Below are 20,804 nucleotides of genomic sequence, written 5' to 3'. Positions count from 1 at the left end.
CTTTCCGTTCCATGAACGACAGAGCTCGAGGCCGGCGGCCCCTCCACCGCTTCGCGGTCCCCCTCCCCATCGCGCTGCGATGGGGAGGAAACGCCTTACGCGCTCTTCTTCTCGTCGCCGGCGTCGGTCTTGGCGTCGGCGTCCGGGGAGACTTCCTCGAACTCGGCGTCGACCACGCCGTCGTCGGCGGGGGCTTCGGCCGCAGCCTCACCGTCCGAGCCCTGCGCGGCCGCGTACATGGCCTCGCCCAGCTTCATCGAGGCCTGGGCCAAGGTGTTGGTCTTCTCGCGGATGGCGTCGGCTTCGCCGGCTTCCCGGGCCGCCTTCAGGTCGTCGAGGGCGGCCTGGATGGCCGTCTTCTCGGTCTCGCCGACCTTGTCGCCGTGGTCGGCGAGGGCCTTCTCGGTCGAGTGGATCAGGCTGTCGGCCGAGTTCTGGGCCTCGACCAGGTCCTTGCGGGACTTGTCGGCCGCGGCGTTGGCCTCGGCGTCCTTGACCATCTGCTCGATGTCCGCGTCCGACAGGCCGCCGTTGGCCTGGATGCGGATCGACTGCTCCTTGTTGGTCGCCTTGTCCTTGGCGGTCACATGGACGATGCCGTTGGCGTCGATGTCGAAGGCGACCTCGATCTGCGGCATGCCGCGCGGCGCGGGCGGAATCCCCATCAGGTCGAACTGGCCGAGGATCTTGTTGTCGGCCGCCATCGGACGCTCGCCCTGGAAGACCCGGATGGTCACGGCCGACTGGTTGTCGTCAGCGGTCGAGAAGGTCTGGCTCTTCTTGGTCGGGATGGTGGTGTTGCGCTCGATCAGCGGGGTGAAGACGCCGCCCAGGGTCTCGATGCCGAGGGTCAGCGGGGTCACGTCGAGCAGCAGCACGTCCTTGACGTCGCCCTGCAGCACGCCGGCCTGGACCGCGGCGCCGAGCGCCACGACCTCGTCCGGGTTGACGCCCTTGTGCGGCTCCTTGCCGAAGAAGGCCTTCACGGCCTCCTGCACCTTGGGCATGCGGGTCATGCCGCCGACCAGCACCACTTCGTCGATGTCCGAGGCCTTGAGGCCGGCGTCCTTGAGGGCCTTCTGGCACGGCTCGATCGTGCGCTGGACGAGGTCCTCGACGAGGGCCTCCAGCTTGGCGCGCGACAGCTTGATGTTCAGGTGCAGCGGGCCCGAGGCGTTCATGGTGATGAACGGCAGGTTGACCTCGTACTGGGCCGTGGAGCTGAGCTCCTTCTTGGCCTTTTCGGCCTCTTCCTTGAGGCGCTGCAGGGCCAGCTTGTCGGAGCGCAGGTCGACGCCCTGCTCCTTCTTGAACTCGTCGGCCAGGTAGTCGACGAGGCGCAGGTCGAAGTCCTCGCCGCCGAGGAAGGTGTCGCCGTTGGTCGACTTCACCTCGAACACGCCGTCGCCGATCTCGAGGATCGAGACGTCGAAGGTGCCGCCGCCGAGGTCATAAACGGCGATCTTCTGGCCGTCGTTCTTGTCGAGGCCATAGGCCAGGGCGGCCGCGGTCGGCTCGTTGATGATGCGCAGCACCTCGAGGCCGGCGATCTTGCCGGCGTCCTTGGTGGCCTGACGCTGGGCGTCGTTGAAATAGGCGGGGACGGTGATGACGGCCTGGGTGACGGTCTCGCCGAGGTAGGCCTCCGCGGCCTCCTTCATCTTGCCGAGGGTGTAGGCCGAGACCTGCTGGGGCGAATAGTCCTTGCCGTGGGCCTTGACCCAGGCGTCGCCGGTCGGACCCTTGACGATCTCATAGGGCACCATGCCCTTGTCCTTCGCCACGACGGGATCGTCGTAGCTGCGGCCGATCAGGCGCTTGATGGCGAAGAAGGTGTTGGTCGGGTTGGTGACGGCCTGGCGCTTGGCGGGCTGGCCGACCAGCACTTCGCCATTGTCCTGGATGGCGACGACCGACGGGGTCGTGCGGTTGCCTTCCGCGTTCTCGATGACCTTGGGGTTCTTGCCGTCCATGACGGCCACGCACGAATTGGTGGTGCCCAGGTCGATGCCGATGATCTTGGCCATGTTTTTTGTCTTTCACTCCATTTCAGCGGACGGTGCGGCGGCCTTTTGGATCGAAGCGCCGCGCGTGACCGCCCCCGGTAGCAGGGTCTTGGTCGATTGTACGGTTCCGGTCGGATAGCCCCACGGTCTGCGGGGTTTTCCGGCGGGTTGTCGCCGATATGGGAAACACCCCACGGCCCGCAAGGCCTGATCGCGATTCAGCGTCAGTCTCCGTCAGGTGTGTCACGAAGCGCGCAACGGCATATAGTGGCGTTAACGACGTGCCGACGCGGCCCGTCAGAAGGAGGGGCCCATGCACGCCCGGAGGACTTTCACCGCCGCCCTGATCGCCGCCTCGCTGGGCCTGGCCGGGTTGGCCGGCGCCGCGCCGACGCCGCAGGGCCAGTCGGGGGACGGCCAGAACCGCCGTGTCCGCATCCACAACCAGACCGGCGTGGCGCTGCAGACCCTGCAGGCCGCCGACGTCCGCACCGGAACATTCGGCGCCGATCTGCTGGGCGGAACGCCGGTGGCGAGCGGCGCCAGCGTGCCCGTGACCATCGACGACGGGGCCGGCGGTTGCCTCTACGACCTGAGGGCCGGACTGGCCGGCGGCCAGACGCTGCTGCGCGAGAACATCAACGTCTGCCGCATCGCCGACTACTACCTGACCCGCTGAGTCTTGGCGCCGCGCGAGATCGACACCGGGCTGGAGGGCTTGCGCCTGTGGCCCGCGGCCCTGTCGCCGGACGAACAGGCCGCCCTGCGTGACGCGGTGCTGGCGGCGGTCGAAACCGCCCCCTTCTACCGGCCGACGACGCGGGCCGGGCGGCCGTTCTCGGTCGAGATGACCAGCCTGGGCCCGCTGGGCTGGGTCTCGGACCGGGGCGGTTACCGCTATCAGCCGACCCATCCGGTGACCAGGGCGCCGTGGCCGCCGATGCCGGAGCGGCTGCTCGAGCTCTGGCGCGACCTGACCGGCTGGCCCGAGCCGCCGGACGCCTGTCTGGTCAACCTGTTTCGTGACGGGGCCAGGATGGGACTGCATCAGGACCTCGACGAGGCGGACAGGGCCGCGCCGGTGCTGTCGGTGTCGCTGGGGGATACGGCGGTGTTCCGCTTCGGCGCGGCGGAGGGCGGACCGACGCGGTCGGTGCGGCTGACTTCGGGCGACGTCTGCGCCCTGACCGGGCCGGCGCGGCTGGCGCGGCACGGGATCGACCGAATCCTGGCCGGGTCGTCGGGGCTGATCGAGGGCGGGGGGCGGCTGAACCTGACGCTGCGCAAGGCGAGGGACTAGCCCTAGCCCTAGCCCCCAGCCCCTCCCTCATCACTCGCCCGTGACTCGACGCCCCGGGGACCCCGCGTCACTGTCCCGCTTTCCCGAGCCGGAGGCCGCCATGCCCGATCTGATCCGACCCGAAGGCCCTGAGGCCGATGATTTCCGCTTCAGCCGCCGCGCCCTCGCCACGGGCGGTCTGGGCGGCCTGTTCTTCGCCGGATACGCGCCCGCCGCGCTGGCGGCCCAGGCCAGCCCGGTGAGCACCCCCGCCGACGGACTGACGACGCAGTCGGTCTCCTATCGCGCGCCCGACGGCTTCGACCTGCCGGCCTATGTGGCGCGACCGGAGGGCGACGGTCCCTTCCCGGTGGTTGTGGTGGTGTCCGAGATCTTCGGCGTCCACGAATACATTCGCGACATCTGCCGCCGGCTGGCGAAGTCGGGCTACGCCGCCATCGCCCCGGCCTTCTTCGTCCGGGTCGAGGACCCGGCGCCGCTGTCGGACATGCAGCGGGTGCAGCAGATCGTCGCGGCGGCCGGCTACGAACAGGTGATGGGCGACGTCTCGGCCACCCTCGACTGGGCCAGCCAGCAGCTGTGGGCCAATGCGGACAAGGTCGGGATCACCGGCTGGTGCTGGGGCGGCAAGGTGGTGTGGCAGGCCGCCGCCCGCTTCGCGGCCATCGACGCCGGCGTGGCCTGGTACGGCCGTCTGGCCCCGCCGGCCACCGCCACGCCGGAACAGATCGCCGCCGGCGGACCGTGGCCGGTCGATATCGCCGGCGATCTCAAGGCGCCGGTGCTGGGCCTGTACGGCGAGGCCGACCGCGGCATCCCGCTGGACAGCGTCGAGGCCATGCGCAGCGCCCTGCAGCGCGCCGGGCAGACCGAGAGCCGCATCGACGTCTATCCGGCCGCGCCGCACGGCTTCCACGCCGATTACCGCGACAGCTACCGCGCTGCGGACGCGGCGGACGGATGGGCCAAGCTGCTGGCGCTGTTCGGAGAGCGGCTGAAGGGCTGATGTCTCCTCTCCGTCGCCTGCGATGGGGAGGTGGCTCGACGGCGAAGCCGGCGAGACGGAGGGGCTGGCAGATCGGGGCGCGGTCAAAGCCCCTCCACCGCTTCGCGGTCCCCCTCCCCATTCGCAAGCGCGAACGGGGAGGAGACGGTCAGGCCGTGCCGTCGAAATTGCCGCCCTCGAGGTCCGCCGCCCTGGCATAGGCCGCATTGCCGGCCGCGGCGCCGGAGCCCTTGGCGGCGACGACGACCATGGCCGGGCGCACGGTGCGGCCGAACAGGGCGTAGCCGGCCTGCAGGGTCTGGATCACCTGGCCGCCCTGAACCGTGTCGGACGGCTGTTCCATCATGGCCTGGTGCAGGTGGGGGTCGAAGGCCTCGCCCGGTTCGGGGGCGACGCGCTTCAGATTGTTGGCCTCGAAGGCCTGCAGCAGCGACTTCTGGGTCAGCTCCAGCCCGGTGACCAGGCCCGCCTCGCCGGCGTCGGCGTCCTTGGGCGCCGCCTGCAGGGCCCGCTCCAGATTGTCGGCCACGCCCAGCAGGTCGCGGGCGAAGCGCTGGATGGCGTAGGCGCGGGCGTCGTTGGACTGGGTCTCGGCCCGCTTCCTGGTGTTCTCGGCCTCGGCCACGGCGCGCAGGGCGCGGTCCTTCCACTGGTCGCGCTCGGCGATCAGGGCGTCGATGGGCCCGAGGCCGTCGTCGGGCTCGCCGTCGAAGCCCTCCGTCTCGCCGATGTCGGCGGCCAGTTCCTCGGAGGTCGGGGTGTCGTCGTGAATGTCGCTCAAGTTTCTTGTCCGTCCAGAATCCGGCCCAGCACCCGGGCGGTATAGTCCACCAACGGTATGACGCGGGCGTAGTTCAGTCTTGCGGGGCCGATGACGCCGATGGCGCCCAGCACCCGCTGCCGGCCCGTCATATAGGGCGCCGCGATCACGGCGGAACCCGAAAGCGAAAACAGTCGTGTTTCCGCGCCGATGAAGATGCGCACCCCCTGGGCCGTCGAGACCCCGTCGAGCAGGCCGATCAGCTGTTCCTTCTGCTCCAGATCGTCGAACAGGACCCGCACCCGTTCGAGGTCCTCGGCGGTCTCGCGGTCGTGCAGCAGATTGGCGCGGCCGCGCACGATCAGCGACCGTTCCCGCTCGGCCCCGCCGGACCAGGCGGCCATGCCGTCCTCGACCAGGCGGGCGGCGGCGGCGTTCAGCTCGCGCCGGGCGGCGTCCAGCTCGGTGCGCATCTCGGTGCGCGCCTCGTGCAGCGGGCGGCCCTTGAGCCGGGCGTTGAGGAAGTTGGACGCCTCCTGAAGGGTCGAGGGCGTCACCCCCGCCTTCAGCGGCATCAGCCGGTTCTCGACCGAGCCGTCGTCGCCGACCAGCACCGCCAGGGCCTGATCGTGGCCCAGGGCGACGAATTCGACGTGCTTGACCCCCGCCTCGCGCACCGGGCTGGCCACGATGCTGGCGCCGCCCGCCAGACCCGACAGCAGGGACGAGGCCTCGTTCAGCGCCTCCTCGAAATTGCGGCCGCTGCCGGCGAGGCGGGCGTCGATCTCGCGCCGCTCCTCAGCCCCGACGTCGCCGATCTCCAGCAGGCCGTCGACGAACAGGCGGAGGCCGGCGTGGGTCGGGATGCGCCCGGCCGAGGTGTGGGGCGAGCCCAGCAGGCCGGCCAGGGTCAGGTCCTGCATGGTGTTGCGGATCGAGGCCGGCGACAGGGCCACCCCGGTCAGGGACAGGGTCCGCGACCCGACCGGTTCTCCTGTCTCCAGATAGGTCTCGACGATGCGGCGGAAGATGTCGCGGGCGCGCTGGTCCAGCCCGGTCAGGCTGCCGGTCTCCAGGGCGGTCGAGGTCAGCAGGGGCGGTTTCATCGGCGGCGCCGGAAGACGGCCTCGACCCCGGCCGGGCGCAGCCGGACGGCGGAAGGCGCGGACAGGGGGGAATACAGGCTCACGGTTTCAGGATAAGCAGCCCCGCCGTCCCGTCCAAGGAAATCGATCATGACCGCCGCCCGTCCCTCCGAACGCGCCCCCGAACAGCTCCGCGCCGTGACGCTGGAGACCGGCGTCAACCGCTACGCCGAGGGCTCGTGCCTGGTGACCTTCGGCCATACGAAGGTGCTGGTGACGGCTTCGGTCGAGGAGAACGTCCCGGGCTGGATGCGCGGCAAGGGGCAGGGCTGGGTGACGGCGGAATACGGCATGCTGCCGCGCGCCACCCACACCCGCGGCCGGCGCGAGGCGGCGGCTGGCAAGCAGACCGGCCGGACGCAGGAGATCCAGCGGCTGATCGGCCGCTCGCTGCGGGCCGTGGTCGACCTCAAGGCGCTGGGCGAGCGGCAGGTGGTGCTGGACTGCGACGTGGTCCAGGCCGACGGCGGCACCCGCACGGCGGCGATCACCGGGGCCTGGGTGGCCATGGCCTCGGCCTTCGACTACCTGCGCGCCGAGGGGGTGCTGAAGGCCGATCCGATCCTCGACCAGGTCGCGGCGGTGTCGTGCGGCGTGTGCAGCGACCAGCCGGTGCTGGACCTCGACTACGAGGAGGATTCCACCGCCGAGGCCGATTCCAACTTCGTCCTGACCGGCTCGGGGACCATCGTCGAGATCCAGGCCACGGGCGAGAAGCGCGGCTTCACCCGGAGCGAGTTCGACCGCCTGTTCCAGCTGGCCGAAGGCGGCTGCGCGGAACTGTTCGCCCTGCAGCGGGCGGCGCTGGGGCGGTAACGGAGGGCCTCAGCCCTCCTCGCCGTCCGGCAGGCCCATCATGTGGAAGCCGGCGTCGACGTGGATGATCTCGCCGGTGGTCGACAGGCCGAGGTCGGAGCACAACCACAGGGCGCAGCCGGCGACGCCTTCCATGGAGGTGTCCTCCTTCATCGCCGACATGGCGCGGCCCTGGGCGATCATGCCGCGGCCGCCCGAGATGCCGGCCAGCGACAGGGTGCGCATGGCCCCCGCCGAGATGGCGTTGCAGCGGATGCCCTTCGGCCCCAGGTCGCGGGCGATGTAGCGGGTCGCCGCCTCCAGCGCCGCCTTGGCCACGCCCATGGTGTTGTAGTTGGGGATGGCCCGCTCGGAGCCGAGGTAGGTCATGGTCACCAGCGAGCCGCCGTTGGGCATCAGCTTCGAGGCGCGTTTGGCCACGTCGACGAAGCTGAAGGCCGAGATGTTCATGGCCAGCAGGAAGCTGTCGCGGCTGGTGTTGTCGACGAAACTGCCCTTGAGCTCGTCCTTGTTGGCGAAGGCGACGGAGTGGACCACGAAGTCGATCGTGCCGAATTCCTTCTCCAGCTCGGCGAAGGCGGCGTCCATCGAGGCGTCGTCGGTGACGTCGGCCTGGATCAGCAGCTTCGCCCCGACGCTCTCGGCCAGCGGGCGCACGCGGCGCTCCAGCCCCTCGCCGAGATAGGTGAAGGCCAGTTCGGCGCCCTGGGCGGCCAGCTGGGAGGCGATGCCCCAGGCGATGGAGTTGCTGTTGGCGACCCCCATGATCAGGCCCTTCTTGCCCTTCATCAGGTCGCCCGTGGGCATGTTCCAGCCGCTCTCGCTCGCCATGGTCCGTCTCCTTTTGGGGCCTATCGCTCGCAACGCGGTTGCTCGCTGCTTGAGGCCGGTCTGATTGGCCTGAGGCCGTGTGCGGAGGGTTAGCAGCGCCCGCTTTCGGGGGGAAGCGTCAGGCGTCCCCGGCCGCGCGCCGACGCGCCAGCCGCGCCAGCAGCGGCGTCGCGGTGACGCCATGCACGATGATCGACAGCAGGATGATGAAGCCGACCACGGCCCAGATCCGCTCGCTGTCGCCGAAATCGCCGTGGTTGATGCCGTAGGCGAGGTAGTAGACCGAACCGACCCCGCGGATGCCGAGGAAGGCCAGCAGCAGCCGCTCGCGCCACGGCTGGCCCGAACCGGCCATGGCGATCAGGCCGGCGACCGGCCGCACCACGAACACCACCGCCAGGCCGACCAGGGCGTCGGTCCAGGTCAGGCTGGACAGCAGGCCATTGGCCAGGGCCCCGCCGAACAGCACCAGCAGCAGCATCATCAGCAGCCGTTCGATCTGGTCGGAGAAGTCGTGCATCTCCTGATGGAAGTCGTGGTCCCGTTCCGAGGCGCGGATGGTCACGGCGCAGACGAAGACGGCGAGAAAGCCGTAGCCGTGGACCAGTTCGGTCAGGGCGTAGGCGAGCAGGGTGGCGGCCAGGGCGATCAGTCCGTCGCCGAGCTTCGACAGGCCGCGCTGGCTCTTGAACAGCAGGTGGCCGAGGATCCTGCCGATCAGCCAGCCGGCCCCGAGCCCGGCCAGCAGCTTCCAGCCGACCTTGATGGTGAGCCAGTCGGCCAGGCCACCCTGGGTCGCCAGCCCCCCGGCGGCGGCGAGGATGGCCAGATGGACGAAGGGGAAGGCGAGCGCGTCATTCAGCCCGGCCTCGGAGGTCAGGCCGAAGCGGACCTCGTCCTCGTCGCCGGATTTTGGTGGGCCGACCTGGACGTCGGCGGCCAGCACCGGGTCGGTCGGCGCCATGCTGGCTCCGAACAGAAGGGCCATGGCCAGGCTGAAGCCGAGCCCGGCCCAGCCCAGAAACGCCGTCGCCGCGATGGTCAGGGGCATGGCCACGATCAGCAGCCGCCATGTCGTCGACCATTTTCGCCAGCCGGGGGGACGGTCCAGCTTCAGTCCGGCGCCCATCAGGCTGATGATGACCACCAGCTCCGCCAGCCGTTCGGTCAGGGTGTCCCAGGTGCGCGGGTCGGGATCGAAGGCCAGCAGGCCGGTGCTGAACACCAGCACGCCCAGCGCCACGCACAGGATCGCCAGGGTCAGCGGCAGCCGCTTCAGCCCCACCGGGGCCCAGGACACCAGCAGGACCACCCCGCCGAGGCCGAGCAGGAACAGGATGTAGGGATCGAAGGTCAGGAACGGCTCCGTCTGTCTGGAAGCCGACTATAGCGCGTCGGCGCCGCCCCGGTTGCGGTTCAGACCTTCGAGAGGATCAACGTGCCGTTGGTCCCGCCGAACCCGAACGAGTTGGACATGACGTGCTTCAGCTCGCCGTCGTGGCGCTGGCGCAGGATCGGCATGCCCTCGAACTCGGGATCGAGGGTTTCGATGTGGGCGCTCTCGGCGGCGAAGCCGTGCTTCATCATCAAGAGGCAGTAGATCGCCTCCTGCGCCCCCGCCGCGCCGAGCGAATGGCCCGTCAGCGACTTGGTCGAGGAGATCATCGGCAGGTCGTCGCCGAAGACGTTGCGCACCGCGCCCATCTCCTTGGAGTCGCCCACGGGCGTCGAGGTGCCGTGCGGGTTCAGGTAGTCGATCCTGGGATTGCCGGCCATTTCGAGGGCGATCTTCATGCAGCGCTCGGCGCCCTCGCCCGAGGGGGCGACCATGTCGTAGCCGTCGGAGTTGGCGCCGTAGCCGGTGACCTCGGCGTAGATGGTCGCGCCGCGCGCCTTGGCCCGCTCGTATTCTTCCAGCACCACGATGCCCGCCCCGCCGGCGATGACGAAGCCGTCGCGATCCTTGTCATAGGCCCGGCTGGCGGTGGCCGGGGTTTCGTTGAAGTTCGAGGACATGGCGCCCATGGCGTCGAACATGTTGGACATGGACCAGTCGATGTCCTCGACGCCGCCGGCGAAGACCACGTCCTGCTTGCCCCAGGCGATCTGCTCGGCGGCCGCGCCGATGCAGTGGGCGCTGGTCGCGCAGGCCGAGCTGATCGAATAGTTGATGCCCTTGAGCTGGAACCAGGTGGCCAGCACGGCCGAGGGGCCGGAGGCCATGGCCTTGGGCACGGCGAACGGGCCGATGCGCTTGGGCGAGCCCTTTTCGATGGTGGTCTGGGCCGCCTGCAGGATGACCTGGGTCGAGGGGCCGCCCTCGCCGACGATCAGGCCGATGCGCTCGTCCTTGATCTCTTCGGGGCTCAGGCCGGAATCCTTCAGCGCCTCCTCGAAGGCGATGTGGCCCCAGGCGGTGCCGTTGGCGAGGAAGCGGGCGGCGCGGCGGTCGACGTGCGGAGCCCAGTCCTCGGCCGTCACGCCGAGCGACGGCGGGGCCCAGACCTGCGAGCGGAAGCCGTGCGCGGCGTGGTCGGCGGCGTGCTGAACGCCCGACTTCGCCTCGCGCAGGGAGGCCGCGACCTCGTCCTGGCCGGTGCCGATGGATGAGACGATACCCAGTCCGGTGACGACGACACGCCGCATGGTGTGGTTTCCTTCTTGAACGCTATTCGCCGCGTTGGCCGCGGTCTTGGAATGGGGTCAGCCGCCGACGGGTTCCGAAGCCCCGAACAGGCCGACGCGCATATCGGTCGCCGTATAGATGGGGACGCCGTCGGCTTCGAGAACCCCGTCGGCGATGCCCATGACCAGGCGGCGGTTGATGACCCGCTTGAGGTCGATCTTGTAGACCACCTTCTTGACGTCCGGCGTGACCTGGCCGGTGAATTTGACCTCGCCGACGCCCAGCGCCCGGCCGCGGCCCGGCCCGCCGATCCAGCCGAGGTAGAATCCGACCAGCTGCCACATGGCGTCGAGGCCGAGGCAGCCCGGCATGACCGGATCGCCGATGAAGTGGCACTGGAAGAACCAGAGGTCCGGATGGATATCCAGCTCGGCCTCGATATAGCCCTTGCCGTGGGCGCCGCCGTCCGCGTTGATCGTGGTGATGCGGTCGAACATCAGCATCGGCGGGGCCGGCAGCTTCGCATTCCGCTCGCCGAACAGTTCGCCCCGGCCCGCGGCCAGCAGCGCCTCATAGTCGAACGAGGAGGGACGATCGGTCTGGGTCACGGGCGCTCGCAGTTCAGGGGCCGGCGGCGCGGACGCCGCTCAAGGCCGGTGTGGCCGTCGGGTTACACGAGCACGCGAGCCGGCTCAACACCGCTGTCAGCGACGACCGGTCCCCGCCGGCCGCGCCGCATTGCACAGCGGCCGCTCCTGGGCGCCGAAGACGTCCGCCTGCCGCACCCAGCCGCGCAGACGCCCGGCCCGGATCCGGCACCAGCCCTCCTCGCATTCGTCCATGGCCACCAGCGAGCGCGGCGACAGGCGGGCGCGGACCGGCGAGGTCTCCGAGCGGCCCGAACGAACGGGAATTTCCTCGTCCGAGGCGTTGAAGACGCTGCGTCGGCTCGACACCACGCTGCGATGGACCCAGGCCACAGCCCCCTCTGGGTCGCAGATTTTCCGCCATTCCGTGGTCTCGGCGATGACCTGCACCGGCAGGCCCGAGACGCGGTATTCCCACAGGATGCGGTGGTCGAGACCGGGGCCGAAGCGAGCGTGGACCTCGGACGACTTCAGCGACAGCCAGCGCGGCACCGGCTGGCCGCTCGGCGTCGGGCGGCCGTCGGGCATGGTCTGGGCGGCCCCCGTCAGCGCCGCCGCGCAGACGGCGGCGGCGGTCACAGCCAGCCTTTGGAAGCGGGGACGGGCTTTGCTAGACACTGGGGCGTCCGTACACTGGTGCGTCCGTGAAATCGAAGGCTTCGAATGTCCGCGCCCAGGCTTAAGGTCGTGTTAACCAGACGGTTGCCGGACGCGGTCGAGACGCGCATGCGCGAGCTGTTCGACGCCGAGCTGAACCTGACCGACACGCCGATGGACCGGGCCGCGCTGGAGGCGGCGGTGCAACGCGCCGACGTCCTGGTCCCGACCATCACCGACGGGATCGATGCGACGCTGATCGCGGGGGCCGGCGAGCAGTTGAAGATGATCGCCAATTTCGGCGCCGGCGTGGATCACATCGACGTCGAGGCGGCGGTGGGGCGCGGCCTGATCGTCACCAATACGCCGGGCGTGCTGACCGAGGACACCGCCGACCTGGCCATGGGGCTGATCCTCGCTGTCAGCCGGCGCATCGTCGAGGGCGCCCAGGTGGTCGCGGAAGGCCGCTTCGAGGGCTGGACCCCGACCTGGATGACGGGGCGCAAGCTGTGGGGCAAGCGGCTGGGCATCGTCGGCATGGGCCGCATCGGCCAGGCCCTGGCGCGGCGGGCGAAGGCCTTCGGCATGCAGGTCCACTACCACAACCGCAAACCGGTCCCGGAGATGATCGCGGAAGAGCTGGGGGCGACCTGGTGGGACGATCTGGACCAGATGCTGGCGCGGATGGACATCATCTCGCTGAACTGCCCGGCGACGAAGGAAACCTATCACCTGCTGTCGGCCGAACGTCTGGCCCGGCTGCAGCCGCACGCCCTGCTGATCAACACCGCCCGCGGCGACCTGATCGACGAAGCGGCCCTGGCCGACGCCGTGGCGCGGCGGGCCATCGCCGGCGTCGGTCTGGACGTCTATGAGCACGAGCCCGCCATCCATCCCGGCCTGCTGGGCCACGCCCATGTCGTGCTGCTGCCCCACCTCGGCTCGGCGACGATCGAGGCCCGGCAGGACATGGGCGACCGGGTGATCGCCAACATCCTCACCTTCCAGAACGGCCACCGCCCGCCCGACCGGGTGATTCCCTCGATGTTGTAGGCCGAAGCTTGACGGTTGAATCAACGGCGGGTTGATTGGGCCGGGGCAGTAGGGGGCTTACCAGTGGAATCCGGACTCTCAAGGGCGGCGCGGGCCGCCGTATCGCGGCGCGGCCTGCTGGGCGGCGTCTGCGCGCTCACCGCCGTCGCGGGCTTTCGTCCCGGCATTGCACGGGCGCAGGCGGCGACGCCCTATCCGTTCGAGACCTTCTTCACGCCCGCCCGGACCCGGCAGGTCAAACTGTCTCCGTCGGGGCGGCGCATCGCGGCGCTGCAGCAGATGGGCGACGGAGATGACTCGATCGGCGTGATCGACCTGATCGAGGCCGACGACCCGGAGGGCCAGCGCCGCCAGATCGTGCTCGGCCCGATCGAGGCCGAAGCGATGGAGTGGGCCAACGACGAGCGCCTGCTGGTGCGCGTGGCGATCACCCAGAAGACCGGCACGCGCTCGATCCCCGGCTCCAACCGGCGTGTCGCGGGCGTCGAGTTCACCTCGCGGCGCATTCTGTCGGTGAGCGCCGACGGCGGCGATCCCGTGGTCATGTTCCAGGACCAGCGCCAGCGGCTGCGCAACAGCGTCGACATGGGCCGGGTCATCGACCTCCTGCCGCGCGATCCGGACCACGTATTGATGACCGCCTGGGAGCGGGACGGCGTGCTGGGGCTGCATCGGGTCAACGTCAACACCGGCTCGGCCGAGCGGATCGAGCGGGGCGGGGCCGGCACCTTCGCCTGGCAGACCCAGGGCGGCGTCGCCGTCCTCCGGCACGACATCAATTCGCGCGGCACCATGGAGACCGTCTACGCCCGCGCGCCGGGCGAAACCGAGTGGAAGCTCGCCCGCCGCAACCGGGTCATCGACGCACCCGACTTCTCATGGGTCGGCGAAACGGACCGGCCCGGCGTGGTGCTGGTGACCGCTCGCGCCGAGGGCGAAGACACCGAGGTGGTGCGGGAAATGGACCTTCGGACCCTCGGGGTCGGGCCGGCCATGAACGCCCGGGAGGGCCGTGACGTGCTGTACGGCCTCAACGATTCGGCCGGCCTCTATCTCGGCGCGGCCTATTATGGGGAGCGTCTGGAGTATGTGTTCAGCGAACCGGCGCTGGCGCCCCACCATCGCGCCCTGGACCGCTTCTTCGACAACGACTGTGACGTGCATCTGACGGACGTGGACGTCAGCCGGAACCGGTTCATCGCCTACGCCACCGGGCCGCGCGAGCCGGGAGCGTGGTTCTTCTACGACCGCACCGCCCAGGCGATCGTTCACGTCGGCGCGACCCGCGAACTGGACATGGCCCGCCTCGGAGGCGCCGAGACCCTGGCCGTGCCGACCCGGGACGGGGCGACCATCGAGGCCTATCTGACGGCGCCGGTGGGCGCGGCCCCCGGCCCCCTGGTGGTGCTGCCCCACGGCGGACCCGAAGCCCGGGACACCCGGGCGTGGGATCGTCAGGTCCAGGCGCTGGCCTCGCAGGGCTGGTGGGTGCTGCAGCCGAATTTCCGCGGTTCGGGCGGCTATGGCCTCGGGTTCGCGCAGCAGGGCTGGACCCGATGGGGCGACCGCATGCAGGAGGACGTCGAGGACGCCGTCGCCCACGCCACGACCCTGCGCGGACTGGATGCGACCCGTGTCGCCATCATGGGAACCAGCTACGGCGGCTACGCGGCCCTGATGGGCGCGGTGCGCCGCCCGGATCTCTACAAGGCGGCCATTTCGATCTGCGGGGTTGGGGATCTGCCGGAAATGCTGGCCTGGGAGAATCGCGAGGACGACACTCCCGGCAAGCCGATCTACGAATTCTGGACCAAACGCATCGGCGACCCGGCGGCCATGGGGCCGGCGCTCGAGGCGGCCTCGCCGCGCCGCCGCGCCGCCGAGATGGCCTGCCCGGTGCTGCTGGTGCACGGCGTTGACGACCCGATCGTGCCGGTGATCCAGTCGCGGCGGATGCGCGACGCCCTGCGCGGAGCCGGCAAGACGGTCGAACTGATCGAGATCGAGGACGCCGGGCACAGCGACTGGGACGACGCCCAGGAACTGGCGCTGATGACGCGCTACATCGATCTGATCCGGACGGCCTTCGCCTAGCCGCACACCGGACAGGCCGGATCGGCCGCGACCCGCGTCGTGCGCGCCGTTCCGGCGAGGCCGTCGTAGATCAGCAGCCGACCGGTCAGGGCCTCGCCCGCGCCGGTGATCAGCTTGATCGCCTCCAGCGCGGCCATGGAGCCGACCACGCCGGCGAGGGCGCCGACCACCCCGACGCGGGCGCAGGTCTCGGCCTCCGGCGGGATTTCGGGCACCAGACAGCGGTAGCAGGGACGGGCGGCGAAGACCCCGACCTGGCCGCTCCACCGCCCCAGCGCGCCCGAGACCAGCGGGATCCCGGCGGCGACGCAGGCGGCGTTGACCGCGAACCGGGTCTCGAAATCATCCGTGCCGTCGATGACCACGTCGCAGCCCTCCAGCAGCCAGGCGGCGTTGGCCGCGGTCAGCCGCTCGCCCGCCGCCTCGACCTCGACATGGGCGTTCAGCGCGGTCAGCCGGGCCGCGCCCGCCTCGACCTTGGGGGCGCCGACATCCTGTTCGGAAAAGGCGATCTGGCGCTGCAGGTTGGACAGGCCGACCTCGTCGTGGTCGATGAGGCGCAGGGCGCCCACGCCCGCCGCCGCCAGATACAGGGCCGCCGGCGCGCCGACCCCGCCCATGCCGACGATGGCTGCGCGCGCGGCCTTCAGCCGCTGCTGGCCGGGGCCGCCGATCTCGGCCAGCACCAGATGGCGGGCGTAGCGTTCGATTTCATCGTCGGAAAAGCTCACCCGCCCGGATTAGGCGGTCCGGAGCGCGCCGTCACGCGGCCTTGCGCAGATCCAGGATCACTTCGGCCTCATGGGCGGTGATGCGGGACAGGCAGTTCAGCCCGACCCGACCCAGCAGGGCTGTCGGGTCCGCGCACAGGCCCATGGGCTCGTCGATGCGGCGGGCGATGATCGGCGTGTCGCTCAGCACCCGGAGGCCGGTGTGGCGGGGGTCGTCGAGCAGTCGGCGGACCAGCCGGTCCAGATCGGCGCGGGCGCCCTCGGCCACCTGCAGGATATGGCCCTGGTGGAACATCACGCAGCTGGTCAGGTGGTCGCGGCGGTTGTTGCGCTCGGAGACCCCGAGAATCTGGGCGATCGACAGCGTCGTCGCGCCCGTGGCGCCGACGGCTTCGCTTGCGTAGATGACGCGATGAAGCACGACGCTTCCCTTTTGTAGCGAGATATGGGGCGGAGATTGGCAATGTAACGGGTTACATTGGTCGCAATGTGGCCCGGTGTAGCTGTTGAATCTCATCGGAAACCGCTTGCCGCGCCGCATTTCGGTCGCCATCTGAAACGGATGATGAATGCGAACGACACCCCCTCGCCCGGCTGGCACGGCACCACCATCCTCGCGGTGCGCAAGGACGGCCGCACGGTCCTCGCCGGCGACGGCCAGGTCTCCATGGGCCCGACCATCGTCAAGGGCGCGGCGCGCAAGGTGCGCACCCTGGCCGGCGGCAAGGTGCTGGCCGGCTTCGCCGGGGCCACGGCCGACGCCTTCACCCTGATCGAGCGGCTGGAGGTCAAGCTGGAGCAGTATCCGGACCAACTGGCCCGGGCCTGCGTCGATCTGGCCAAGGACTGGCGCACCGATCGCTATCTGCGGCGGCTGGAAGCCATGCTGCTGGTCGCGGACAAGGGTTCGATCTTCACCGTCACCGGGGTCGGCGACGTGCTGGAGCCCGAGCATGGCGTGGCCGCGGTCGGCTCGGGCGGCAATTTCGCCCTGGCGGCGGCGCGGGCCCTGCTCGACCATTCCGACATGGACGCCGAGACCGTCGCCCGCCGGGCCATGGCCATCGCCGCCGACATCTGCGTCTACACCAACGGCCATCTGACCGTGGAGACGCTGGAGCCCTGAGGGCTCAGCTCCCGATCAGGCCGGCGACCAGGGCCGCGCCGATGGTCAGCATGACGGCGGCGACGACGCCCCGGACCAGTCCGATGGTGACCTTCTTCAGCCAGCGCATCGCGCCCCAGGCTCCGGCGAAGGCGCACAGCACCGCCCATCCGACCAGCAGGCCCTGTCGCGTCTCGAACGCGCCGGCCGCGGCCCCGACGGTCAGGGCGTAGACCGGCAGGCGCGACAGGTCGATCAGCACCGCGATCATCGCGCCGGTGGCGATGAAACGGGCCGGGTCGAGGCCGAAGCGCAGCAGGAACATCGACCGCAGCGCGCCCTGCTGCCCGGTCAGCCCGCCGAGGAATCCGGTCGCCAGCCCGCCCAGCGGGGCGACGCGCGGCGGGGCGGCGAGGCGCTGGAACCACGGCTGCAGCTCCAGCAGGCCAAGGACGATCATCACCGCCCCGACCACGAGGGCGGCCGGCGTCGGACCGAAGTCGCGCCCGGCCAGGCTCCACGAGAACAGCCCGTCTCCGGCTCCGAGGCGGCCCAGCAGCCACGCCCCGGCGATCGCCGCCGGGATCGCCGGCAGGCCGAAGCGCAGCACCGTCCCCCAGTGCGCCTGGCGCCACAGCAGGCCGCCCTTGAACAGGCCGTTGAGCAGATGAACCACCCCCGTCGCGGCCACGGCCACCGGGGCGGGAAAGAACAGGGCGAAGGCGGGCAGCAGCACCGTGCCGAGCCCGAAACCCGAATAGAGGGTCAGGCCCGAGGCCAGGAAGGCGACCAGGCCGATGATGATGAAATCCATGCCGGCTCCCCCGTTTGAAGCCTCCGCCATAGCCCAATCCCCGGGCCCGCGCAGCCGGCGCCTTTCGGCGATTTAACGGGACAATCGACGTCCGCCGCCCTCAATGGCGCGAGGAGGATTTTCCATGCGCCTGACCGCCTTCGCCGCCGCCCTGTTGATCGCTTCGCCGGTCCTCGCCCAGACGCCCGACGCCGCGCCCGTGGTGGCGGCGGAGCGGGCCTTCGCCGCCGACGCGCCGTCGATGGGCATCGCCGGCAGCTTCAACAAATGGTCCGTGCCCGAGGCGATCGTGATCGGGGGCGGACAGGCGCAGAGGATCGGCGAGGCCTATCCGGACGGCCCGCGGCCCGCGGGCGAGCCCCTGCTGGAGTGGTGGCCCAATTTCGCCGGCCTGTCGCGCTCGGGCGATCTCGGCTTCACCACCGGGGGCGTGGCGCTGAACGGCCAGCGCACCGGGCACTATTTCACCGTCTGGAAGCGGCAGCCGGACGGGTCGTGGAAATGGATCTACGACGGCGGTTCGGGCGCCAGCGCGGCCGACGTGCCGGGACCGGACAGCGAGCCGGTGATCCTGCCGCCCGGGCCGGAACTGCTTCGCGTCGTTCGGGAGGGCGTTCCGGACAACGGCCCCTCCGCCTCCGAAGGGGCGATGACGGCGGTCCGTGACGAGGAGGCCGTCCTGGCCGGGGTCGCCGCGAGCGACCAGAAGGCCGCCCATTTGCGGTTCATGGCCGACAACGGCCGGCTCTATGTCGCGCCGCGCCCGCCCGCGATCGGGCGCGACGCCTTCGCCGGGGCGCTGGACGGATGGCCCGCGACCTTTGCGTTCGGACCGGCCGAAGGCGGCGGCGCCTCCGACTACGGCGACCTGGTCTGGACGTACGGCCCGGCAGCCTGGACCCGCGAGGGTCAGGCGCGGACCGGCCACTATGTGCGCATGTGGCAGAGGCAGGAGGCCGGCTGGAAGATCGTCCTCGCCCAGCTGATTCCGGCCCCTCCTCCCGCTCCGGCGGATTGATCTGGTGTGGACTAGATTGCTCGGGCGAGGCGAAGGTCGATTGGTTCATCACGACGGGCACAACGGATGCACGACGGACACGACGAGAGTGAGCCTGTTCCGGAAACGGTCAACCAGATCGGTCGATCTGTAATGGACGCCGCTTTCACGGTGCATCGCGCGCTCGGGCCGGGGCTGCTGGAGTCCGTCTACGAGGCCTGCATGGCGGAAGAGCTTCACCAGGCGGGCCTGCAGGTCCAGCGTCAGGTCGGCGTCCCGGTCACCTACGGCGAGGCCCGGATGGACGTGGGATACCGACTTGACCTGCTCGTCGAGGGGACGGTGATCGTCGAGGTGAAATCGATCGACGCCCTGGCGTCGATCCATACGGCCCAGCTCCTGACCTATCTCCGCTTTTCCGGCCTGCGGCTTGGCTATCTGATCAATTTCAACACCGTGAGACTCAAGGACGGCTTTCGCCGTCTTGTTCTCTGATCCCGTCGTGTTCGTTGTGACCCCGTTGTGCGCGTTGTGATGAACCTCTCATGCGCGGCCCTCTCCCCCCGAACGACGAGACGCCCTATCTGCATCCCATGACCGACCTCTCCCCCCGCGAAATCGTCTCCGAACTCGACCGCTTCATCGTCGGCCAGGACGACGCCAAGCGCGCCGTCGCCGTGGCTTTGCGCAACCGCTGGCGGCGCAAGCGCGTGCCCGAGGATCTGCGCGACGAGGTCACGCCCAAGAATATCCTGATGATCGGGCCCACCGGCGTCGGCAAGACCGAGATCGCCCGGCGGCTGGCCAAGCTGGCCGGCTCGCCCTTCCTCAAGGTTGAGGCGACCAAATTCACCGAGGTCGGCTATGTCGGCCGCGACGTCGACCAGATCATGCGCGACCTCGTCGAGTCGGCCCTGGTGATGGTGCGCGACAAGCGCCGCGGCGGGGTCAAGGCCAAGGCCGAGGCCGCCGCCGAGGACCGCATCCTCGACGCCCTCGTCGGGCCGGGCTCGCAGCCGGCCACCCGCGACAGCTTCCGCAAGAAGCTGCGGGCCGGGGAACTGGACGACAAGGAGGTCGAGCTGCAGCTGGCCGATACGGCCTCGCCGATGCAGGGCATGGACCTGCCGGGCGGCGGGGGCATCGGCATGATCAATCTGTCCGAGATGCTGGGCAAGCTGGGCGGCGGGCGCACCAAGACGGTCAAGCTGCCGGTGCGCGACGCCGTCGGTCCGCTGGTCACCGAGGAGAGCGACAAGCTGCTGGATCAGGACAGCCTGACCCGCGAGGCGCTGCTGCTGGCCGAGAACGAGGGCATCGTCTTCCTCGACGAGATTGACAAGGTGGCGGCGCGTCAGGGGGCCTCGGGCGCCGACGTCAGCCGCGAGGGGGTCCAGCGCGACCTGCTGCCGCTGATCGAGGGCACCACGGTGTCGACCAAATACGGGCCGGTGAAGTCGGACCATGTGCTGTTCATCGCCTCGGGCGCCTTCCATGTGGCCAAGCCGTCGGACCTGCTGCCCGAACTGCAGGGGCGGCTGCCGATCCGGGTCGAGCTCAAGGCCCTGACCCGCAACGACTTCGTGCGCATCCTGACCGAGCCCGAGGCCAATCTGATCCGCCAGAACCAGGCCCTGCTGGCCACCGAGGACGTGACCCTGACCTTCACCGACGAGGCCATCGGCGCCCTCGCCGACGCGGCGGTGGCGGCCAATTCCACGGTCGAGAACATCGGCGCGCGGCGGCTGCAGACGGTGCTGGAGCGGGTGCTGGAGGAGACCTCGTTCAAGGCCTCGGATCTGGCTGGCCAGACGGTCGCCTTCGACGCCGATCAGGTCCGCGACAAGGTCGCCGATCTGGCGCTCGACGCGGATTTGAGCCGGTTCATTCTGTAGGGGCGCCGGGCCCCAGGCGGTTGAAACCGGAACGAAAGCCGAACATAACTCCCGCATGCCCGCCGCCGCCGTCCACATTGAGCTTGTCTTCAGCCGCCCCGCGACCACCCTGTCGGTCACGCGCGGCGCCGCGCGGCTGATGGCTGACATGGGCTATGCGCCCCTGCTCGAGGTCGGCCTGCCCAACGGCCGCCGCGCCGACGTCATGGCGCTGGGGCCGCGCGGCGAGATCGCCATCTGCGAGGTCAAGTCGGGGCTGGAGGACTTCCGCGTCGACCGCAAATGGGGCGAGTACCGGCCGTACTGCGACCTGTTCTATTTCGCCGTGGCGCCGGAGTTCCCGTCGGACATCCTGCCCGACGAGCCGGGGCTGATCGTGGC

General features: G+C 70.1%; 22 protein-coding genes. 11 read left to right on the top strand and 11 right to left on the bottom strand.

The features are described 5' to 3' along the window. Window positions 1–95: 95 nt before the first annotated feature. On the bottom strand, window positions 96–2,027 hold the full coding sequence (gene dnaK, locus RDU12_RS02025; RefSeq protein WP_300289338.1) for a molecular chaperone DnaK: 1,932 nt from the start codon (window positions 2,025–2,027) through the stop codon (window positions 96–98). A gap of 292 nt (window positions 2,028–2,319) precedes the next feature. On the opposite strand from dnaK, the gene RDU12_RS02020 reads away from it, so the two are divergent. The 3 genes from RDU12_RS02020 (at window position 2,320) to RDU12_RS02010 (ending at window position 4,312) form a co-directional block, all read left to right on the top strand. Next, window positions 2,320–2,685 carry a hypothetical protein gene (locus RDU12_RS02020; RefSeq protein WP_300289337.1) on the top strand — a complete coding sequence of 122 codons (366 nt, stop codon included), beginning with the start codon at window positions 2,320–2,322 and terminating at the stop codon, window positions 2,683–2,685. Window positions 2,686–2,688: 3 nt separating this feature from the next. Beyond that, window positions 2,689–3,306 carry an alpha-ketoglutarate-dependent dioxygenase AlkB gene (locus RDU12_RS02015; protein ID WP_374990179.1) on the top strand — a complete coding sequence of 206 codons (618 nt, stop codon included), beginning with the start codon at window positions 2,689–2,691 and terminating at the stop codon, window positions 3,304–3,306. A 100-nt stretch (window positions 3,307–3,406) separates the two neighbouring features. Beyond that, window positions 3,407–4,312 (top strand): dienelactone hydrolase family protein, encoded by a 906-nt coding sequence (locus tag RDU12_RS02010; RefSeq protein WP_300289335.1) that lies wholly within the window; start codon window positions 3,407–3,409, stop codon window positions 4,310–4,312. A gap of 148 nt (window positions 4,313–4,460) precedes the next feature. Here RDU12_RS02010 and grpE read toward each other — a convergent pair whose 3' ends face one another. Together grpE and hrcA are read right to left on the bottom strand one after the other, a co-directional pair. Then, window positions 4,461–5,042, bottom strand: coding sequence for a nucleotide exchange factor GrpE (gene grpE / locus RDU12_RS02005; protein ID WP_374990180.1), 582 nt, complete (start codon window positions 5,040–5,042; stop codon window positions 4,461–4,463). Window positions 5,043–5,089: 47 nt separating this feature from the next. Next, window positions 5,090–6,178, bottom strand: coding sequence for a heat-inducible transcriptional repressor HrcA (hrcA, locus tag RDU12_RS02000; RefSeq protein ID WP_300289333.1), 1,089 nt, complete (start codon window positions 6,176–6,178; stop codon window positions 5,090–5,092). A 129-nt stretch (window positions 6,179–6,307) separates the two neighbouring features. Between hrcA and rph the strand changes: the two genes are divergently transcribed. Continuing rightward, the gene (rph, locus tag RDU12_RS01995) at window positions 6,308–7,033 is read left to right on the top strand and encodes a ribonuclease PH (RefSeq protein ID WP_300289332.1); all 726 of its coding nucleotides are present in this window, start codon (window positions 6,308–6,310) and stop codon (window positions 7,031–7,033) included. Between the two features lie 9 nt (window positions 7,034–7,042). Here the strand turns inward: rph and RDU12_RS01990 are convergent, their stop codons facing one another. The 5 genes from RDU12_RS01990 to RDU12_RS01970 all read right to left on the bottom strand — a co-directional run bounded on the left by RDU12_RS01990 (window position 7,043) and on the right by RDU12_RS01970 (window position 11,716). After that, the gene (locus RDU12_RS01990) at window positions 7,043–7,840 is read right to left on the bottom strand and encodes an enoyl-ACP reductase (RefSeq protein ID WP_300289345.1); all 798 of its coding nucleotides are present in this window, start codon (window positions 7,838–7,840) and stop codon (window positions 7,043–7,045) included. Window positions 7,841–7,982: 142 nt separating this feature from the next. Then, a complete protein-coding gene (locus RDU12_RS01985; protein WP_300289331.1) occupies window positions 7,983–9,176 on the bottom strand; it encodes a sodium:proton antiporter in 1,194 nt (397 codons plus the stop codon). A 104-nt stretch (window positions 9,177–9,280) separates the two neighbouring features. Continuing rightward, window positions 9,281–10,510: a beta-ketoacyl-ACP synthase I gene (fabB, locus tag RDU12_RS01980; protein WP_300289330.1), complete on the bottom strand. Its 1,230-nt coding sequence runs from the start codon at window positions 10,508–10,510 to the stop codon at window positions 9,281–9,283. A gap of 57 nt (window positions 10,511–10,567) precedes the next feature. Next, window positions 10,568–11,098 carry a 3-hydroxyacyl-[acyl-carrier-protein] dehydratase FabA gene (fabA, locus tag RDU12_RS01975; protein WP_300289329.1) on the bottom strand — a complete coding sequence of 177 codons (531 nt, stop codon included), beginning with the start codon at window positions 11,096–11,098 and terminating at the stop codon, window positions 10,568–10,570. A 96-nt stretch (window positions 11,099–11,194) separates the two neighbouring features. Then, window positions 11,195–11,716 (bottom strand): SH3 domain-containing protein, encoded by a 522-nt coding sequence (locus RDU12_RS01970; RefSeq protein ID WP_308684028.1) that lies wholly within the window; start codon window positions 11,714–11,716, stop codon window positions 11,195–11,197. 84 nt (window positions 11,717–11,800) lie between these two features. Between RDU12_RS01970 and RDU12_RS01965 the strand changes: the two genes are divergently transcribed. Together RDU12_RS01965 and RDU12_RS01960 are read left to right on the top strand one after the other, a co-directional pair. Then, window positions 11,801–12,787, top strand: coding sequence for a D-glycerate dehydrogenase (locus RDU12_RS01965; protein ID WP_300291939.1), 987 nt, complete (start codon window positions 11,801–11,803; stop codon window positions 12,785–12,787). Window positions 12,788–12,850: 63 nt separating this feature from the next. Next, a complete protein-coding gene (locus tag RDU12_RS01960) occupies window positions 12,851–14,881 on the top strand; it encodes a S9 family peptidase (protein ID WP_300291942.1) in 2,031 nt (676 codons plus the stop codon). Here RDU12_RS01960 and RDU12_RS01955 read toward each other — a convergent pair. Together RDU12_RS01955 and RDU12_RS01950 are read right to left on the bottom strand one after the other, a co-directional pair. Further along, window positions 14,878–15,612: a HesA/MoeB/ThiF family protein gene (locus tag RDU12_RS01955; RefSeq protein WP_308684027.1), complete on the bottom strand. Its 735-nt coding sequence runs from the start codon at window positions 15,610–15,612 to the stop codon at window positions 14,878–14,880. The genes RDU12_RS01960 and RDU12_RS01955 overlap by 4 nt on opposite strands. Window positions 15,613–15,643: 31 nt before the next feature. Beyond that, a complete protein-coding gene (locus RDU12_RS01950) occupies window positions 15,644–16,033 on the bottom strand; it encodes a BLUF domain-containing protein (RefSeq protein ID WP_300293422.1) in 390 nt (129 codons plus the stop codon). Window positions 16,034–16,177: 144 nt separating this feature from the next. Between RDU12_RS01950 and hslV the strand changes: the two genes are divergently transcribed. Then, the gene (gene hslV / locus RDU12_RS01945) at window positions 16,178–16,738 is read left to right on the top strand and encodes an ATP-dependent protease subunit HslV (RefSeq protein WP_300293423.1); all 561 of its coding nucleotides are present in this window, start codon (window positions 16,178–16,180) and stop codon (window positions 16,736–16,738) included. 4 nt (window positions 16,739–16,742) lie between these two features. On the opposite strand, the gene RDU12_RS01940 is transcribed toward hslV, so the two are convergent. Then, a complete protein-coding gene (locus RDU12_RS01940; protein WP_308684026.1) occupies window positions 16,743–17,531 on the bottom strand; it encodes a sulfite exporter TauE/SafE family protein in 789 nt (262 codons plus the stop codon). Window positions 17,532–17,655: 124 nt separating this feature from the next. Here RDU12_RS01940 and RDU12_RS01935 point away from each other — a divergent pair, with 124 nt between their 5' ends. The 4 genes from RDU12_RS01935 to mmcB form a co-directional block, all read left to right on the top strand. Beyond that, a complete protein-coding gene (locus tag RDU12_RS01935; protein WP_308684025.1) occupies window positions 17,656–18,549 on the top strand; it encodes a hypothetical protein in 894 nt (297 codons plus the stop codon). A gap of 66 nt (window positions 18,550–18,615) precedes the next feature. Next, window positions 18,616–19,023 (top strand): GxxExxY protein, encoded by a 408-nt coding sequence (locus tag RDU12_RS01930; protein WP_300292875.1) that lies wholly within the window; start codon window positions 18,616–18,618, stop codon window positions 19,021–19,023. 98 nt (window positions 19,024–19,121) lie between these two features. Continuing rightward, a complete protein-coding gene (gene hslU, locus RDU12_RS01925) occupies window positions 19,122–20,423 on the top strand; it encodes an ATP-dependent protease ATPase subunit HslU (RefSeq protein WP_300292874.1) in 1,302 nt (433 codons plus the stop codon). Between the two features lie 55 nt (window positions 20,424–20,478). After that, the coding region (mmcB, locus tag RDU12_RS01920; RefSeq protein WP_308684024.1) for a DNA repair putative endonuclease MmcB at window positions 20,479–20,804 on the top strand (326 nt) is incomplete at its 3' end.

This window comes from Brevundimonas sp., assembly GCF_031082345.1.
GTDB lineage: Bacteria > Pseudomonadota > Alphaproteobacteria > Caulobacterales > Caulobacteraceae > Brevundimonas.
Note: the sequence above shows the minus strand (reverse complement) of the source record. Positions and strands in the feature narration are given on the sequence as shown.

Bases quoted from the DNA above. Each gene is read 5' to 3' on its own strand.
- dnaK (WP_300289338.1), bottom strand. From the start codon at position 2,027: ATGGCCAAGATCATCGGCATCGACCTGGGCACCACCAATTCGTGCGTG.
- RDU12_RS02010 (WP_300289335.1), top strand. From the start codon at position 3,407: ATGCCCGATCTGATCCGACCCGAAGGCCCTGAGGCCGATGATTTCCGC.
- RDU12_RS01940 (WP_308684026.1), bottom strand. From the start codon at position 17,531: ATGGATTTCATCATCATCGGCCTGGTCGCCTTCCTGGCCTCGGGCCTG.
- RDU12_RS02020 (WP_300289337.1), top strand. From the start codon at position 2,320: ATGCACGCCCGGAGGACTTTCACCGCCGCCCTGATCGCCGCCTCGCTG.
- hrcA (WP_300289333.1), bottom strand. From the start codon at position 6,178: ATGAAACCGCCCCTGCTGACCTCGACCGCCCTGGAGACCGGCAGCCTG.
- RDU12_RS01990 (WP_300289345.1), bottom strand. From the start codon at position 7,840: ATGCCCACGGGCGACCTGATGAAGGGCAAGAAGGGCCTGATCATGGGG.
- RDU12_RS01965 (WP_300291939.1), top strand. From the start codon at position 11,801: ATGTCCGCGCCCAGGCTTAAGGTCGTGTTAACCAGACGGTTGCCGGAC.
- RDU12_RS01935 (WP_308684025.1), top strand. From the start codon at position 17,656: ATGCGCCTGACCGCCTTCGCCGCCGCCCTGTTGATCGCTTCGCCGGTC.
- RDU12_RS01930 (WP_300292875.1), top strand. From the start codon at position 18,616: ATGCACGACGGACACGACGAGAGTGAGCCTGTTCCGGAAACGGTCAAC.
- fabB (WP_300289330.1), bottom strand. From the start codon at position 10,510: ATGCGGCGTGTCGTCGTCACCGGACTGGGTATCGTCTCATCCATCGGC.
- hslV (WP_300293423.1), top strand. From the start codon at position 16,178: ATGAATGCGAACGACACCCCCTCGCCCGGCTGGCACGGCACCACCATC.
- hslU (WP_300292874.1), top strand. From the start codon at position 19,122: ATGACCGACCTCTCCCCCCGCGAAATCGTCTCCGAACTCGACCGCTTC.
- rph (WP_300289332.1), top strand. From the start codon at position 6,308: ATGACCGCCGCCCGTCCCTCCGAACGCGCCCCCGAACAGCTCCGCGCC.